Source organism: Pseudomonadota bacterium (assembly GCA_039815145.1).
GTDB lineage: Bacteria > Pseudomonadota > Gammaproteobacteria > Steroidobacterales > JBCBZW01 > JBCBZW01.
The window spans coordinates 1-17,310 of the sequence record JBCBZW010000007.1 but is presented as its reverse complement, the minus strand read 5'-3'; the positions used below and the strand labels follow the sequence as shown (position 1 = coordinate 17,310).

13 protein-coding genes are annotated in these 17,310 nt (G+C 66.9%); 5 read left to right on the top strand and 8 right to left on the bottom strand.

The genetic code is table 11. From position 1 onward, the window contains the following. Positions 1–2: 2 nt before the first annotated feature. Positions 3–569, bottom strand: coding sequence for a helix-turn-helix domain-containing protein (locus AAF184_03555; GenBank protein MEO0421385.1), 567 nt, complete (start codon positions 567–569; stop codon positions 3–5). Between the two features lie 169 nt (positions 570–738). On the opposite strand from AAF184_03555, the gene AAF184_03550 reads away from it, so the two are divergent. Continuing rightward, positions 739–1,203, top strand: coding sequence for a (2Fe-2S)-binding protein (locus AAF184_03550; GenBank protein ID MEO0421384.1), 465 nt, complete (start codon positions 739–741; stop codon positions 1,201–1,203). Further along, positions 1,200–3,434, top strand: a complete 2,235-nt coding sequence (locus AAF184_03545; GenBank protein MEO0421383.1) for a molybdopterin cofactor-binding domain-containing protein — start codon at positions 1,200–1,202, stop codon at positions 3,432–3,434. Before AAF184_03550 ends, AAF184_03545 begins: the two co-directional genes overlap by 4 nt. Positions 3,435–3,468: 34 nt before the next feature. Here AAF184_03545 and AAF184_03540 read toward each other — a convergent pair whose 3' ends face one another. The 3 genes from AAF184_03540 to AAF184_03530 all read right to left on the bottom strand — a co-directional run bounded on the left by AAF184_03540 (position 3,469) and on the right by AAF184_03530 (position 6,421). Continuing rightward, positions 3,469–3,807, bottom strand: a complete 339-nt coding sequence (locus AAF184_03540; protein ID MEO0421382.1) for a hypothetical protein — start codon at positions 3,805–3,807, stop codon at positions 3,469–3,471. Between the two features lie 128 nt (positions 3,808–3,935). Further along, positions 3,936–5,393 (bottom strand): phytanoyl-CoA dioxygenase family protein, encoded by a 1,458-nt coding sequence (locus AAF184_03535; protein ID MEO0421381.1) that lies wholly within the window; start codon positions 5,391–5,393, stop codon positions 3,936–3,938. A gap of 50 nt (positions 5,394–5,443) precedes the next feature. After that, positions 5,444–6,421, bottom strand: a complete 978-nt coding sequence (locus AAF184_03530) for a TauD/TfdA family dioxygenase (protein ID MEO0421380.1) — start codon at positions 6,419–6,421, stop codon at positions 5,444–5,446. A 261-nt stretch (positions 6,422–6,682) separates the two neighbouring features. Here AAF184_03530 and hemN point away from each other — a divergent pair, with 261 nt between their 5' ends. Then, the gene (hemN, locus tag AAF184_03525) at positions 6,683–8,071 is read left to right on the top strand and encodes an oxygen-independent coproporphyrinogen III oxidase (GenBank protein MEO0421379.1); all 1,389 of its coding nucleotides are present in this window, start codon (positions 6,683–6,685) and stop codon (positions 8,069–8,071) included. Positions 8,072–8,079: 8 nt separating this feature from the next. Here the strand turns inward: hemN and AAF184_03520 are convergent, their stop codons facing one another. Continuing rightward, complete coding sequence (locus AAF184_03520; protein MEO0421378.1) at positions 8,080–9,906, bottom strand: NAD(P)-binding protein; 1,827 nt, start codon at positions 9,904–9,906, stop codon at positions 8,080–8,082. A gap of 114 nt (positions 9,907–10,020) precedes the next feature. Between AAF184_03520 and AAF184_03515 the strand changes: the two genes are divergently transcribed. Together AAF184_03515 and AAF184_03510 are read left to right on the top strand one after the other, a co-directional pair. Then, a complete protein-coding gene (locus AAF184_03515; GenBank protein ID MEO0421377.1) occupies positions 10,021–10,377 on the top strand; it encodes a hypothetical protein in 357 nt (118 codons plus the stop codon). 63 nt (positions 10,378–10,440) lie between these two features. Next, complete coding sequence (locus tag AAF184_03510) at positions 10,441–11,439, top strand: hypothetical protein (GenBank protein ID MEO0421376.1); 999 nt, start codon at positions 10,441–10,443, stop codon at positions 11,437–11,439. 9 nt (positions 11,440–11,448) lie between these two features. Here the strand turns inward: AAF184_03510 and AAF184_03505 are convergent, their stop codons facing one another. The 3 genes from AAF184_03505 to AAF184_03495 form a co-directional block, all read right to left on the bottom strand. Next, entirely contained in the window at positions 11,449–15,252 is a 3,804-nt protein-coding gene (locus AAF184_03505) for a putative Ig domain-containing protein (protein MEO0421375.1), read from the bottom strand. Between the two features lie 259 nt (positions 15,253–15,511). Further along, positions 15,512–15,988 (bottom strand): hypothetical protein, encoded by a 477-nt coding sequence (locus AAF184_03500; GenBank protein MEO0421374.1) that lies wholly within the window; start codon positions 15,986–15,988, stop codon positions 15,512–15,514. A gap of 215 nt (positions 15,989–16,203) precedes the next feature. Then, positions 16,204–17,310 (bottom strand): aldo/keto reductase (locus tag AAF184_03495; GenBank protein MEO0421373.1); only part of this gene is annotated, 1,107 nt, incomplete at its 5' end.

Genomic DNA, 17,310 nt, shown 5'->3' with positions numbered 1-17,310 from the left:
GCTCAGTCCTGCGGGTGCGCGAGCATCGCATCGACCAGGCGGGCGATGCGTGCGCGGGCGGTCGCCACCTCACGCCGTCCGTGGGCCGGGCCCAGGGCCATGACGGCGGGCATCACCAGGGAGGCGAAATCCTCGCCGCCAGATGCACCGGTCGCCGCGTCGTACAGCATCGCCATGACGGCCGCCAGCCAGCGTGCCGGCGGCGTCTGCGTCCACCAGTTGGCGAGCATGTTCTCCTTCATGGTGATGGCAGCCACCAGATCGGCCTGCAAGCTCACCAGTTCCACGAGATCACCGACGAACCAATGCAATAGGTGGCGCGGCGCATCGCCCGCGGCGCGGCGTTCGTGCAGCTCGGCATCGAGGGCCATGAGGCGTTCGAGCAGCAGGGCCTTGGCCAACATGGCCTTGTTTTCGAAGCGGCGATAGAGGGTGCCCTGACCCACGCCCGCAGCGCTTGCTAGGTCAGTCATGGTGATCTCCTGCAGCGGCCGCTCACGCAGCAAGTCCTGCGCAGCGCGCAGGATCGCGTGGCGGTTCTCCGCCGCGTCGGCTCGTTCGGGTGGCAAGCTCTCGTACGCGCGGAGCGAAGGGAGGGTGGGCACGGTCGCAGGCATGGCGCGTATTCTACGAGGGAGCCGAGCCCTTCCAGCAAGATGTTCCCCAGGACTTGATCACCCACCTTAAACGGACTATCGTCCGCTTATCCTCAGCACGTCGGGAGAGGCCCGCATGTCGATTTCCTTCGAACTGAACGGTCGCCCGGTCTCCTTCGACGGCGACCCCCAGATGCCCTTGCTCTGGGCCGTTCGCGAGCGCTTCGGCCTCACGGGCACCAAGTTCGGCTGCGGCATCGCGGCCTGCGGTGCGTGCACCATGCACGTGAACGGCAACGCTGTGCGCACCTGCGTGCTCCCGGTGCAGGCAGTCGCCAACGCGCAGGTCACGACGATCGAGGGCATCAGCTCGCTCGACACGCGCACGGCGGTGCAGGAGGCCTGGCTCAGCCATCAGGTGCCCCAGTGCGGCTACTGCCAGAGCGGCATGATCATGGCGGTGGAGGCGTTGCTCGCCCAGCACCCCGAGCCCTCGGACGAGCAGATCGACGCCGCCATCACCAACATCTGTCGATGCGGCACCTACGACCGTCTGCGCCCCGCCATCCACGCGGCCGCCAAGCAGCGCCGGGAACTGGGCGCATGAGCGAGCAAGCGCAAGGCACCGGCGTAGGCAAGCTCGCGCGCCTGACCCGTCGCGGCTTCCTCGCCACCGCGGGCCTCGTCGGCGGCGGACTGACCCTCGGCATCACCTTGGCGCCGAACCGCCTGAAGATGACCAGCGAGGGCAGCACCGCGGGTGAACAGGTGCTGCTCAACACCTGGGTGAAGCTCACGCCGGACAACCAGCTCACCGTCCTGATCCCGCACTCGGAGATGGGCCAGGGCGCGGGTACGGGCCTGGCGCAGATGCTAGCCGAAGAGCTCGACGCGGATTGGGCGACCGTGAGCATCGAGGACGCGCCGACCACTGACGCCTACACCAACAGCGACCTCGGCCGCGGCTACATCATCGGCGAGGCCCCCGCCATCCCCGGCTTCATGTACCCGCTGATCGACTTTGCGTTTCTGCAGATCGCCAAGGGTCTGGTCGGGCAGATCACCGGGGGCAGCACCGCCATTCGCTTGACCGGCCATCACGGCATGCGCCGCGCCGGCGCCGCTGCGCGTGAGATGCTGGTAGCAGCGGCGGCCGACCTGTGGGAGGTCGACCCCGCTCAACTGACCACGCGGGCAAGCCAGGTGATGCACGCGCCCAGCGGCCGCCAGATCACCTACGGCGAGTTGGCGAGCGCTGCGGCCCGCTACTCCCCGTCGCTCAAACCGGCGCTCAAGGCGCCCAGCGACTACACCCTGGTCGGCCAGCCCGTCACGCGCCTGGACCTGTCCGCAAAGGTGGATGGCAGCGCCCAGTTCGGCATCGACGTCGCCGTGCCGGGGATGGTGTACGCCGCCATCGCCCTGCCCGAGGTGCGCGATGCGCGCGCCGTGATCGAGCACGACGCCCGGGCACGCGCGCGGACCGGCGTTCGCGACATCATCAACCTCGGCGACGTGGTGGCGGTGGTCGCCGACGGCTACTGGGTGGCGAACCAAGCCCTGCAGGACCTGACCCTTCGCTGGGAGGGTGGCCAACCCTCGCTCACCAGTGAACAGATCCGTTCGCAACACCTGCAGGATCTCGAACAAGGCAAGCTCCAGACCCTCGATGGAGAGGGTGACGCGACGAGCGCGATGGCCACCGGCACCGCGCTCGCAGCCGACTACGCGGTGCCGTACCTGGCCCACGCCACCATGGAACCCCTCAACTGCACGGTGCACGCCCGGCCGGACGGTGCGGACCTCTGGGTCGGCCACCAGAACTTCCCCTTCGCCAGGGATGCGGTGGCCGAGGAGCTGGGCCTGGATCCGGCGCAGGTGACCGTACACAAGCGCCTGTTGGGGGGCGGCTTCGGCCGTCGCGGGCAGTTCGACTACGTCACCATCGCCGCTCGCATCGCAGCCCGCGTACCGGCGCCGGTCAAGGTGATCTGGTCCCGCGAAAACGACATGACCAACGATACCTATCGCCCCGCCATCAGCGCCAAGCTACAGGGCGCCGTGGGCGATGACGGGCGCATCAGCGCCTTCGTCAACCGCTACGTCTACACCGACGCCGGTATGCCCGACTCGGAGCGGCCCTTCGCCCTGCCCTACGACGTGCCCGCCCGCGACATCGCCCGCGTGCGCTGTCCAAGCCCGATCGCCGTCGGCGCCTGGCGCTCCGTCGACTTCACCCAACACGGGTTCTTCAACGAGTCCTTCATCGACGAGCTGGCCCACGCCGCCGGCGCGGATCCGTTGGCCTTCCGCCTCGACCACCTGAGCGATCCACGCATGCGCGCCGTACTGGAGAAGGCCGGCGACGCCGCGGGATGGGGCAGCGCCCTGGCGCCCGGCCGTGCGCGGGGCGTGGCCCTGGTGAAGAGCTTCGAGACCATCGTTGCTCAGGTGGCGGAAGCCAGCGTCGACGAGCGCGGCGACGTCACGGTGCATCGCGTGACCTCGGCCGTCGATTGCGGCCTGGTCATCAACCCGGACTCCGCTCGGGCGCAGATCACCGGCTCGGTGATCTTCGCCCTGTCGGCTGCCCTGTTCGGGGAGATCACCGTGCGCGAGGGCCGCATCCAGCAGCGCAACTTCCCTGACTACCGCCTGTTGAAGCTGGCGGACGCGCCCACGCAAGAGGTGCACTTCCTGCGCGGCGCAGATGTCCCCGGCGGCTTGGGGGAACCTGGCGTACCCGCCGTGGCGCCCGCCCTGACCAATGCGATCTTCGCCGCCACGGGCAAGCGCTTGCGGGAGCTACCGATCGCGCCGCAGCTGCGCAACGCCTGAAGGGGCTTCCCTACTCGCCAAACGAGCGATGACATCACCATGAAAAGGGCCACGCACCTGACACGGCCATGCGGTTGTTCACGAAGTCCATGTAGAAGATGGCGAGCTCGTTGACGTCTGCACGCTTCGGGTTCGGGCCGTCGCTCAACACCAGCCAAGCGCCGTCCATGCTCAGGCCATTGCGCGAGGCATCGCTGACCACCCAGGTGAGCTGCTCGCTGGCGCCGTCGTAGGTGGAGGTGATGTTGCTGAAGGAACCGCCGTTGCCGAAGGTGCCGCCGTTGTTGTCGTAGGTGAACAGGGCTGCGGAAGCACTGCCCGCGGCAAGCAGACCGGCCACACTGAGGGCCGCGGCAGAAAGCATCATGCGCATGGGACACGTCCTTTGTCTTATTCGATGGGAGCGCGCCCGGCCTATCGGTTTTGGTGGGCACCGCGCGGAGGGCTCGCCCCCTCGACGTCGCGGGGGAGCCACCCTTTGCCAGGGGCCCTAATCAAAGCTCAGGCCTTCGGGGCCTGCGCCATCACGTTGTGGCCGTAGCGATCTTCGCCGGCGACGAGCACGCACCCGAAGCGGTCGAGCGCGTAGCCCTGGCCGTCCACGTCCTGCCCCTCGTACACCCGCACATCGGCGCTGGTGTAGCGCGCGGCGAGGCCCAGGCGACGCCAGGGAGAAGGGTTATGGCTGGAGCCGTGCAGGGTCTGGCAATCGAAGACCATGAACTGACCCGGCTCGAGCACCATGGGCACGGCCTGCTCCTCGGGGATGGCGTACTGCACTTCGAAGCCTCGATGGAAGAGGCCCTGCCCCTTGCTCGCCTCACGACGCTCGTACTCGAGCTCCCCCTTGTGCGAGCCCGGCACCACCCAGACGCAGCCGTTATCCACCTGTGCCGAGTCGATCGCGAGCCAGGCCGAGACCGTCTTCACGGGGTTCAAGGCTGGGATCATCTTGCCGCCAGGGAAGGAGCCGTCCTGGTGCCACGCGAGGGCGGGCGCGCCTGCCTCCTTGCGCATGAACTGGGAGCGCCACAGGAGCAGATCCGGGCCGAGCAACGCCTCCATCACCGCCACCATGGCCGGATGGGTGCACAGCGCGTGCACCTCGGGGTAGATCAGGTGCCAATCGCGAGCCTCGGCCGAGCCGCGGGGAGATCCCGAGGCGTAGATGGGGGAAGCCGTGTGCAAGAAACCGGCGCGGTCGATCCAGCGTCGGATACGCGCCATCTCCTGCGGTGAGGAGAGCGTGATGGGACCGACGTAGCCGTTCTCCTCGAAGAAGCTCACCTGATCCGGCGTGAGACCGAACTGGCTGATCTGCTCGAGGCCAGGCGGCGGCGGGGCGTCGTCCGGGCCAGGCAATGCCGTGGCCCGCTTGGCCCACCCCTGCGCCAAGCGCTCCCGCGCTTGGGCCAGCTGCTGGGTCTGCTCGCGATACGCGCTCTCCAGGGCCAGAAACCCGAGCTCGATTGTCTCGATCGCTTCAACGAGGCGTTCCGATCCCATGCCGCCCAGGCGCTCGGCGAGGGTCAGTATGCCCGCGTAGGCCGCCTCCACCAGGTCGTCATCCAGCGGTTCGCCGGGCGCGGCGAGTTCGCTTCGCAACGTCACGGCACCATCGCCTGCCGCTCGCTCGGGTGCGGTGCCCGCCGCCAGCAGGGCCAGGGCGCTGCGCACTTCGTCGAGATCGGCGCTGGTGCGGTCCAGGGCCACGTGCATGGCGCGATAGGTCTCGCGGATCTCGGGCACCAGGCCCTGGATGAAGCGCTGCGCGCCGGGGCGCAAGCGTTCGCTCATGCGATCGATGAAGTCCAGCATCGAGCGTGCCGCCGTGTAGTCCGGCTGCACGACCGGGGCGGGCGGCGCCGGCGCCGTCGTGCTCGGGAGCAGACCGGGAATGTCCCCCGCCGTGGGCGAGCGAAACGCGGGCAGGGACTCAGCGGCATTCGAAGACGTCACAGCAGGGACTCCCTCATCTATCGTTTTCGTTAGGGACGGCGACACGGTGCTCACCAGTGCACCTCCCCGGCCATACGCACCAGCACGGCGCGCTGCTCGTCATCGAAGCGACGGCGACCGTGCAGCATGCGGGTGTTATCCACCATGACCAGATCGCCGCTCGCCCAGGGCACCTCGACCGTGAGCGCGGCGCTCACCTCGTCCACCTCAGCCATCACGGCTGCGGGGATCTCGCGATCATCCTCGAGGCGTACGTAGTTGATCTTTCGCTGCAGGGTGTGTTCTTGCCAGTAGCCGATCTGCACGCTGTTGCAGAAGGCCGGTTGCCGTTGCCAACGCGTGAGCGGTACCGCGCTGGTGACGAACTCCGTGTGAATGGAGCCGTCGGCGTTGGCCCGCAGGGTCATGTCGTTGCGGGCGCAGTACTCGCGCACCTGATCCAAGTCAGCGGTGCGGTAGAGCAACGGCCACTCGTCGGCGCCATAGTGGCGGATGTACTTCACCCGCGTGGTATCGAACAACTCGCGGGTTCGATCGCTCAGGCACTCGTACACGCTCAAGCCATCGGCCACCGTGGTCTGGCCTCCACGGGAGGCCGGGCGCTGGCAGTAGAAGAACATCGCCTGTGGTTTGGACTTCACGTAGGCGCGATCCGCGTGCAGGGGCAGCGGGAAGGTGCGCTGGCGCCCCTGGCCGTAGCGGTAGGCGACATTCTGGATGGTCCCGTCGGACGCGCCGTTCACGGTCTCGCGCAGGGAACCGCTGCCGAGGTTGTCGACGAACTCGCAGGCGAAGCGATCCGACAAGCGTTCGAAGGCGGGGACGTCAAAGGCGAAGTCCTTCAACATCACCGCGCCGCGACGTTTGACCTCTTCGATGATCGCATCGACGTCGAGCGACTCCACCGCGGGGACAACACCTCTAGGGCGCAACAGGAGGCCGCCGACGGCGGACAGGGGAGACTTGGTGACGGTCCCAGCGGGGTACTCCCCAAGGGCGTCACGCGTTCGGGCGATTGGCGTAGACATGGCGAGCCTTGTATCGCCGCCGATCCATCGACGGCTTTATCGTTAGTGGGTCTGCGCCGATGGTAGGAAAACGCACTCGCGCCCAGCTATACGTAGAAGCCTCAATCGAGGGCCCGACTTCGAGCTCGTCGAGCGACTGCGCACCACCAATAAATCACCTCCGCTTTCATGCCGGTAGGTAAATCTACGAATGTCGAGCGAATGGAGCGGGCACATAGCATGGCGCCATTCCCCTCGTTGCGCGTAAGGACTGACTCGGTCATGACCCAGGTTCGCTTCGATGCTCAGTTGATCCGCCGCCACGGCGGACGTGGCCCGCGCTACACGTCCTACCCCACGGCGCCACAGTTCACCGAATCGTTCACGCGCGAAGACTACGTACGCTACACGCACACCAGCAATGCGCAGGGCGCCGCCGCCCCGCTCTCGCTCTACCTGCACCTGCCCTTTTGCCGATCGCTCTGCTACTACTGCGGCTGCAACAAGGTGGTCACGCGCAACGAAAAGCGCGCCGCAGCCTATCTCGACACGCTGATGCGCGAGGCGGCCATGCACGGCGCGCTCTACGCGGACACCCGCCAGGTGGAACAGGTGCACCTCGGCGGCGGTACGCCGACCTACTACGATGATGATCAGCTAACGCTATTGATGGGCCAGCTCAGGGAGCACTTCTCCTTCGCCGACGCGGATCACCTGCAATGCTCCATCGAGGTGGACCCGCGCACCGTGGGGCCTGAGCGCATCGCCGCCCTCGCCGACCTCGGCTTCAACCGCCTGAGCCTCGGGGTGCAGGACTTCGATACGGATGTGCAGCGCGCCGTCAACCGGGTGCAGTCCTACGATCAGACGATCGCCCTGATCGAGGCGGCCCGCGCGACAGGCTATCGCTCCGTGTCCGTAGACCTCATCTACGGCCTGCCCCTGCAAACCGCCGCGCGCTTCGACCACACGCTGGACGCGGTGATCGATGCCCGCCCCGACCGCATCTCCCTCTACAGCTACGCCCACATGCCGCAACTGTTCAAGGCCCAGGAGCTGATCAACGCCGACGAATTGCCGAGCGATGCGGACAAGCTCGCCCTGCTGGAACTCTCCATCTCGCGCCTGTGCGATGCAGGCTACGAGTACATCGGCATGGATCACTTCGCCCTCGCCGACGACGAACTGGTGCGCGCCCGCGATGAGGGTCATCTCCATCGCAACTTCCAGGGCTACTCCACTCACGCGCACTGTGACCTGGTCAGCCTCGGCGCGAGCGGCATCGGTAACGTCGGCAACAGCTTCTACCAGAACGAGAAGAACACCAACGCGTACTGCGAGGCCGTGAACGCAGGTCGCCTGCCCATCGTGCGCGGCATGCCCCTGGCGAACGATGACGTGCTGCGGGCCGACGTGATCCAGGCGCTGATGTGCGACGGGCACCTACGCTTCAGCGACATCGAGCGCGATCACGGGATCACCTTCGCGGAGTACTTCGCGGAAGATCTGAGCGACCTGGCAACGCTGGCCGACGACGGCCTGGTCACCCTCACGGACGCGCACATCGAGGTAACCGCCAGCGGTCAGCTCCTCCTGCGCCCCATCGCCATGTGCTTCGACCGCTACCTGCGCGAAGCCGCCACCGCGCAGCGCTTCTCCAAGGTTATCTAGCGGCTCGGTCAGCCCACCAGCTCACCCACCGCTCGGTGGGCCTCGGTGATCGCCGTGTTCGTGTCCGAGCTCGCCCCGGCATCTGAGTTGGCGATGGCGATGCGGCCGAAGCGCTGACGCCCGATCGCCCAGGGGGTCGCCGCGGGGTCCTGCCACTCGGGTTCCCACAGGTAGATCGGGTTGTAAGCGTAACCGTGGGGCCAGCGATTGACGGTGATCGCCTCGATGTCGCGCTCGGCATCGAAACCGCCCGCGCCGAGGGCGGCGTCCATCTGATCGCGCACGTGGAACTCGAAGTCGGCGAAGGACGTGGACAGCAGCTGGCGACGACCGGCGCGCCACTGCTCGGGCCCTTCGATGCCATCGAAGTAGGGCACGTGGCACAGATGCACGATCATCGGTTGCTCGGGTCCCTCGTCGAAGGCGTAGTCGCCCATGCTCACGGGGTAGTCGAGCTCGATCTGCTTGTAGAAGTCGTTGGTGAAGTAGACGTAGGAGATGCCCTGCTTCACGAACGACGTCCAGTTGTTGATCAGCACCTTGGTGTAGGTGAGGGGCACCTTCACGTTGTAGGCCAGACCCTCCTTCTGGGCCGCCGGCAGCTCCGGGCACAGGTAGGGGATCGCGGCGTTGTAGCACGCCATGATGCATTGACCCGCGCGCACGGTAGTGGCCTCCCCATGGTGCACGTAGGTCACGTCCACGGCCTTCTCATCGCCCGTGTGCTGGGCGTTGGTCACCGTGCTCTCGAGGCGCAAGCGCAGGTCCGATCCGGGCCGATCCAACGACGCGTAGTCGACCACGGCGGTCACCACATCCTCCATGGTCTCGCCGGGAACGGCCTCGGCAAGCAGCGCGCGCACCAACAACCTGGCGACGGACGCGTTGCCATCCGGGAAATGGAAGATGTAGGGCTCATCGCCGCGATGACCCACCCGCGGCATCGTGTGCGTAAGGCCCGGCAGACCGCCACCGTCGCCGTACTCACTGATGAGCAGCGCCGGCACGTCCTTCGATCCCAAGCCGTAGAAGCTGCGGAACCACTGGCGATAGATGCCCAGCACCTGCTCGTCCACCTTGGCGTGGTCGCGCAGGAAATCCAGGTAGCTGATCTTGGCGAGGCGCGCGTACTTCTCCTCGTAGGAGAGTCCCGGCAGGTAGTCGCATTCTTCGGTGAAGATGCGGACCAGGTCGGCTCGGGCGCGCGGATTCATCGGCGTGTCCGCGGCGAAGGCCTCCCACGGCCGCGACCCGTAGCCGGTGACGAGCTTGCGCTCGCCGTAGGTGGCGGCGTCGAACATGATGGAGTGACCCAGCCCCATCGACTCGTAAAGGTCCTGATGAAAGTACTGGTAGAAGCGCTGCAAGTCGATGCCGATGTCCTTCAGCAGCTGGCGGGCGATCGCCGAGTAGGACGATGGTGTGTCGATCGCCTCCGTGCCGCCATAGCCGATGCGCGTGCGCCCCTGGATGCGAAACTCGTTGCGCTTCGCATGGCCACCGAAGTCGTCGTGATTGTCGAGGATCAGAATGCGTGCCTTCGGGTGCGCCTGGCGGTAGAAGTAGGCAGCGGACAGGCCGCTGATGCCGGCGCCGACGATCACCAGATCGTAGGCCTCAGAGGGCTTCTCGCTCGGCCAACGCTTGCCGGCCACGCGCGCATGCATGGTCTCCCAAGCGCCATCGTGGGTGCCGCGCAGGCCCGTTCGCGCGGGCGGGTACGCAGCTCCCGGGCCAGTCGCGCCGAAGACCTCACTCCACGGCGTCAGCAAGCTCGCGCCCAGGGCCACCTGCGTACCGTTCAAGAAATCCCGGCGTGTAATCTGCTTGCCCATGGCGTCCCCCACTAGTAATCCCCTGCGCCCGATTGTCGCACGAGTCCCTCCGGGGCGTGACGGCTGGGGAACCACGCCAGTGCGCAACTGACCTATCCTGTAAGGACTCCCACGTTGAAGGACATCGCCATGCGCTTCAGGCCATTGACACTCGCCATCACCATCGCCATCGCGGCGAGTCTGCTCAGCCTGAGCACGCCGACGCGTGCGGGCATGCTCGGTGACGCGCCCGACGTCATCGTGTGCTCGGTCGACGACCCAACGCAGGTGCTGCCCTGGGACCAACTGGTGTTCTACGTCAGCGCGCGGATCCAAGACGGTGCCACCTTGTATAAGTCGCTCACCTCCAACCCCGTGCTCGTCACCGTCGCCCGCGACGGCTCCGTGCAGGCACCCAACCTGGAGGACTGTGACGGCACGACCGTCGCGGCCCTGCGTCGCACCGGCCGTGCGCGCGACTTCGGCGGCTGAGGGTTGACGGCAATGGTTACTTTGCAAAGCACATCGCTTCGATTGCCGGTCGCAGCGCTCCTCATGATGATCGCGACGCAGGCGCTCGCCTGCCGCTGCGCGCCGCGCCCGATGAGCGAGTACTTCGCCGCCGCCGACATCGTGATGATCGCGACCGTCACCGAGCTCGGCGGCAGTCCCGACGAGGGACAGGTCACCCTAACGCTCGACCCCAGCGTCGCCCCCTACAAAGGTGACCCTACGGACATCGCCTTCGTGACCGCGGCGAGTAGTGCAGGCTGCGGCATCCCCGCCCTGCTCGGTCGCCAGTACCTGATCTTCGCCACCGTCGACCCGCAAACGCCCACCCGCGCCTTCGTCAGCACCTGCGAGGGCAGCCGCCTACACGATCCCTCCGTGGAGAACGGCCTCGTGGGCTTCGACGAGGTGCCCGGCGCGCAGGTCGCGGCCCAGCTGGCCACGCTGCAGGCGACGGAGGCACTACGCGAAGTCAACGCCGGCTTGCAACGCCTGCGTTTGCGCGGACTCCTGGATCTCGAACCCCTGGCCCACGGCGGTCACGTCACCCTGCGCAGTGCGCCCGCGAGCGATGCCGCGGTGGTGAAGATCGTGCGCTCGATGGACGAGATACCCAGCCGCGAAGCCACCTATGAATTCGCAGCAGCGATCGTGATGGACACGGCACAGGGGTGGTATGCGATCCGCATCGACGACACCGTGCCGGAAGCGGTCGCCTGGCTGCCTTCGGACGCCGCGGGCACCTACTGGCCCCTGCGTAAGTTGCTACCCGATCGACTCACCTACCTGACCGGCGACTGGGACGCACTCCTGTGGCCGGACGGACCGGGCGCCGGCCGGGTGCTCCGCCTGGACCGGCGCCGCGAGCGCCCCGTGGTGGTCAAGGAAGTTGCTGACCTCGCCGGCAGTACCTGGTTGCACGTCGACATTCTCGACGCCAGCCCATGCGAGGGTGGCGCGCCCGACACCCGGCACGCGGGCTGGATACCCGCCTGGGCACCCAACGGCGCCCCGAACACCTGGTTCTACGCGCGCGGCTGCTGAGGTCGGCGCTTAATCGAGAACGATCAGGACATCGTCGAAGCGCACCTCGGCGCTCTCGTCGGCAAAGGTCTTCTCATTGTGGAAACTGCCGAGCGAGAGCGTGTGCTCCCCCGCCCCGAGCGACAGGGTCACGCTGAAGGTCTGCCAGCCGGTGGTGAGATCCGGGCTACCGTCGTCGTTCGGCCCCACGAGCTCATCGATGACGTCCCCACCGTCGCGTCCCACCAGCACACCGTCGACGGCAGCCAGCACCTGCGCCAACTCATCGCTCTCGTGCTCCCCGCTCAGCACGAGCTCGTAGCGCAGGGTCAGGGTGACCGTCGACGCCTCGGCGAGGTTGAAGCCGCGCGACCAGGCACCGGACATGCCCGTGATGTCGTCGTCGTCGATGCCGCCGGTGGTCACGGCCACGCCGCCGCCGTCGAAGCCACCGTCGCTCTCGTAGGCACCGTCCGCGTACGCCGGGGCGTCGGTGCCACGGAAGACATCGTCGGCGTAGGCGAAGCCATCGCTATCGCCGTCGAAGCGGGCGTCGACGATCACCGGCGCGACGGTCAGGCTCACATCGTCGTAGCGCACGCTCGAGATCTCGTCGGCCACGGTCTTCTTGCTGTGGTAGATGCCCAGCGTCAGCACGTGCTCGCCGGCGGGCAATGACGCCGTCGCCGTGAAGACCTGCCAGCCGGTGCTGTCGACATCGTCGGGACTGCCGTCGAGTCCTACCAGCTCTGCGATGACATCGCTGCCGTCAGCGCCGAGCAAGGTGCCGTCGATGGAGGCCAGGGCCTGGACCAGCTCGTCGGGCTCATGGGAAGCCGCGTGGTTCAACTCGTAGCGTAAGGTGAGCGAGACCACCGACGGCTCCACCAGGGTGAAACCTCGGGTCCAACCGCCCGACATGCCCGTGATGTCATCGCCGTCGATGCCACCGGTCACCACCTCGAGCCCACCGCCGTCGAAGCCACTGTCGGCGCCGTAGGTGCCGTCGGCGTAGGTCGGCTCGTCGGTGCCGCGGAAGGCATCGTCGATGTAGGTAAAGCCATCGGCGTCGTCGTCGAAGCCCGTGTCGATGAGCACCTCATCGTCCAGTACGCGCCACGTGAAGCTCGCCTGATCACTGCCATCGCGCGTATCGGCGACAGAGGCAGACACGATGAACTCACCGATGCTCGTGGGCGTGCCGCTGATCAAGCCCGTCGCAGGATCGATGCTCAGCCCCTCGGGCAACCCCTCGGCCGCGAAGGTGAGCGTATCGCCGTTGCCGTCGCTCGCCACGAGTTGCAGCGAGGCAGGCTCGTCGACCACCGTGCGCTGGTCCGCCGGCTGTTCGAGCGTCGGCGGCAGGTTGGGTTCGAGCTCCACATCCCAGGCGAAGGTCACCGAGGCGCTGGCGCCGCCCGGATCGCTGACCGTGGCGGTGACCGTGAGCGATTGCTCGAGGGTGGGCGTCCCGGTGATCAGCCCCGTCGCCGGGTCGAGGAGCAACCCCTCGGGCAAGGGAGCGGCCGTGTAGGTCAACACGTCGCCGTCCACGTCATCCCCCTGCAGCTGGAGGGTCACCGGCGCGTCCAGGAAGTCCGTCTGTGGGCCCGGGTCGACCAAGGTGGGCGGAACGTTGTCCGAAGCATCGGCCACGGCCCAGAGGAAGGAGACCTCGCCGACCCCGCCGTAGCGGTTGGTGGCCATCACGGTCACCGGGTACACACCGGGGGTCGAGACGCGGCCGCCGATCGCACCGGTCACCGGGTTGATGCCCGTGATCGGTGGCAGGCCGGAGGCGGTGAAGGTGAAGGGCCCCTGTTCCGCGTTGGCGACGCCGATGGTCAGGCTGATGCGATCGCCCACCACGTTGCGTTGATCCCCGGGATTGATGAGCTGAGGGACCCCGAGCGGATCGGCGCATTCGACCACCAGGGCGCTGACGGCGTTGTCGTCGCCGCCGGTGAGCACCGTGTCTTCCGTGACGATGAGGTCGGCACTGAGGGAGACGTCGTCACTACGGAACAGCAACACGCGCAACCCGGCGGGCACGCTGATGGCCGTGATGCGGTTGTCCTGCTCATCGGGCAGGGATTCGTAGACGGCCACAGGCAGCGTGCCGAGGGAGTCGGCGAAGTTCACATCGTCGAACAGCTCCACGGCAAGGCCCGCGCAGGCGCCGACCACCGGGTTGGGGAAGGGGTTGTCGTACACCGCCACCTTGAGGGTGGAGGGCTGCAGGCCCGGTCGTCCGTAGGTGAGGTAGGCCTCGCCCGCATCGTCCGAACTGCGACCGTTGCCTTCGCCGTCCGCTTGCCAGGCGCCGGTGATGACATCGTCGTAGCCGTCACCGTCGATGTCGCCTGCGGTGCTGAGGGCTCGCCCCTGGCGCCCGCCTGCGTCTTCGCCCGTGATCACCGCGCCCGAGCTGCCGTCGGCGGCAAACTCCGGTCGCAAGGTGTCGAGCACGAACACGGGCGGAAAGATGGCGCGACCGAGGATCAGGTAGGCCTCGCCGACATCCGCGGTGTTGTTGCCACCGCCCTCCTCCCCACGGAAGGAACCGACGATAAAGTCCTCGAAGTCATCGCCGTTGACGTTACCCGCCGTGCTCACGGACGCCAGGCGATCGCCCGCATCGCTGCCCGGCACGATGAAACCGCGGCTGCCGTCACCGCCGTTGGCGGGGAACAGGGAGCGTAGATCGAAGGCCGGGCCACGCACCGCGCGGGGCGTGCCGAAGATCACGTAGACGGCCCCCGACTCGATCAAGCCGAAGGGTTCTGCTCGGTAGCCGCCCATGAGCACGTCGTCGAAACCATCGCCGTTGATATCTCCAGCCCCGTGGACGAGGCCGAGGCGATCGCCGGGCGTCGCACCGACCACCACGAAGCCTTCGCTGCCGTTACCGCCGTTGCTGGGCAGGAGCGAGGCCAGTTCCAACACGCCGGGGAAGGGATCGCTGCGGCCGTAGACGACGTACACCTCGCCGGACACCCCTCGCCCGCCGGACAGGGCGCCCAGCACGAGGTCGCCGATACCGTCGCCGTCGACGTCGCCGGCTTCCGCCACCACGCCCATGCGGTCCAGGTTCTTCACCCCACGAACGACGAAGCCCTCGCTGCCGTCGCCCTCGTTGACCAGGGTTTCGACCTCGATCTCGGCGGGGAAGCCGTTGTCCGGCCGACCGAAGATCACGTAGGCCTCACCCGGTCCGTCGCCGGGGGTGGGATCATCGTAGATGTAGGTGTCGACCAGGGCGCCCACCACCAGATCCGGCAGCCCGTCACCGTTGAGGTCGCCAGCCCGGCTGACGGACCGGCCGAGCTCGTCCTGGCGACGAAAGCCGCGGATGACGAACCCCTCGCTGCCGTCGCCGCCGTTTTCCGCCAGCAGGTCGCCGACGTTGAAGTTGTTCGGCAAGCCGCCGGCGCGACCGTAGATCACGTAGGCCTCGCCCGCGTCGTAGGGCAGGTCGCCGATGTCCGTGCGGCCGGAGTAGATGGAGCCGACGATGAGGTCATCCACCCCATCCCCGTTGATGTCGCCGATGAAGTCTGCGGAGCGACCGAAGCGGTCGCGCGTTCGGGCATCGTCGGGATGGATCGCGATGCCCCGGGTACCGTCGCCGTCCAGCAGATCGCCGAGGCGGAAGTCGGGATCGACCGGTTGGCCTCCGTAGATCACGTAGACGCGACCGTCTGAGTCGCTCGACGTCTTCCAGGCGGCGATGACCAGATCGTCGACGCCGTCGGCATTGAAGTCGCCGTCGCCGCCGACGAAGATGCCGACGTTGCGGTCGGTTTCATCCCCGAGAAACTTCACTCCGTCCACGTCCGCCGCCTGCAGCGACCCCACGCCCAAGCTAACGAATATGATAGTCAGAAGTTGGGCGTACCTTCCCCGTGACGCGTCCCTGCGCATATCGTCTCCCATGAGCGTGTTGCTAGTGGTCTCCCTGAGGCGGTGGCGCAGGGATTGCTAAGGTGAACCCCCGATGTCGCCACACGAAGACAGCGTAGTGCAATTCATGTCACCGATCAACGACACTCAAAAGACGGGATTGGCGGCGAGGCGGGTTCTCGAGATCCGCCTAGAGCAGCGTCAGCCGATCGGACTTGTTCAAGCTGATGACCTTCTCGAGGGGTACGCTGGCCTCCTCCTTGCGCCCGATCCTGGGCAGCGTGTCGATGGCGCGTAACAGGGTGTCCAACTGTTCTTCCGATAGATCGAGAAATGTGAAGACGATGCCGTCGCGATCGGCGTGCTTGTTGATGCGTTTGAAGGCGACATGCACATTCTCGAGCACCACCTCGGGGGCGTTCTCGGCGCACAGGGTGAGGCTGGTGAAGAGCCCGCGCCCATCCCGGGGGAACATGGTATCGATGTCCTTGTCATCGAACACCTCGCCGAGGTAGAGGCAACCGCCGCGAACGTTCAGCACCATGTAGCCACAGCGCACGGGATTCCAGGCGTAGGGGTTCGCCGTGTCCGCGATGACCTCGCACGGGGCGATCACTCGCTGACCACTGAGCTGGCGTTTGTCGGAGACTTGATTGGCCGTTGCCATGACAAGCTTGAGCCTCGCGCGCTTCGTGCCGTGGATCCCGGTTTCACTTCCTGCACTACCAGGCGTTCGCAATGCCGATCGGTGATGCCCGCAGGAAGAGGGCATGGCCGCTTGACGCCTATACGGTCATATCGTCCCGAATGCTTCGGGCTTCAACGACGGATGCGCGGAAGTTTGACGCAGTTCAAGTTTCGCCTGGCGCACGGGCGCGCGGGCTATCGGCTCACGGCGGCATCCGCCTCGATCTCCACCTTGTAGCCCTGCCCCACCAGGCGCGCTTCCACCAAGGTGTTGGCCGGACAGATGCTAGCGAAGCGAACACCGTGGGCTCGCGCGACGGGTTCCCAATCGGCGATATCGTTGACAAGTACACGGGTCCTGACCACATCCTCCAGACGCCCTCCTAGGGCGGTGATCGCCGCTTCGATCTTGTCGATCACGAAGTGGGTCTGCGCCGCCGCATCGGCGCCGCCGATGAGCCGATCACCGTGGGTAGCAGTGGTGCCAGACACGGTGATCTGCGCGCCATGCCGCACGGCCCGGCAATAGCCCGCCAGCGGCTCCCACGGGGTACCGCTGAAGACACGTACGCGCCCGTCGGCACCGCGCTGCGGGGTCATGGACGGGGGAATCGCATTCAGGTGGTCACTCAGATCGCCGGCGGCGGTCAGGAAAGGGGGCTTACGGTATTCATCGCCACAGTCACCCGGAATCGGGTCGAGCCTCGCGAGCGCCGCACCGATCGCGGTGTGATCTTGCGCATCCAAGGTGCAGCGGAAGATCGCCAGGTTCTCCTGCACGTGGTCAGCGGCGCCCAGGCGCGCGCCCATGATCACCCCGCCAACGGCGCGCTGATCCAGCATGTAGCGGCTGGCCACCACCGGCATGCTCACGCCGTGCCGCTGCGCCACCTTGGCGACCGCCTGCAAGACGGCCTGGAAGCGCGCCCAGCCGCCGGCCACGTCGATGAAGCGCTTGTACTTCATCTGCGACCAGGTAAGCGGGGTCGACGGCTCCGGCGCATCCACCCATCGCTCGCTCAGCAGGCCGCCCGCTAACGTGCCGTAGGCCAGCAGCTTGACCCCGAACTCCTCGCACAGGGCGGTCATCGCGCCCGCAGCACGACGATCCACGAGGGAGTAGCTGAGCTGGTTGCTCACGATGGGGATGCCGCTCGCCAGCGCGATGCGCAGGTGTGCCGTGTCGAAGTTGGTCACGCCGAGTTGCCCGATCAACCCTTGTTGGCGCAGCTCGTCGAGGTAGAAGAGCGCGTCCAGCCACGACGGATCGGGGTAATGCCAGGCGTGGAACTGCAGCAGGTC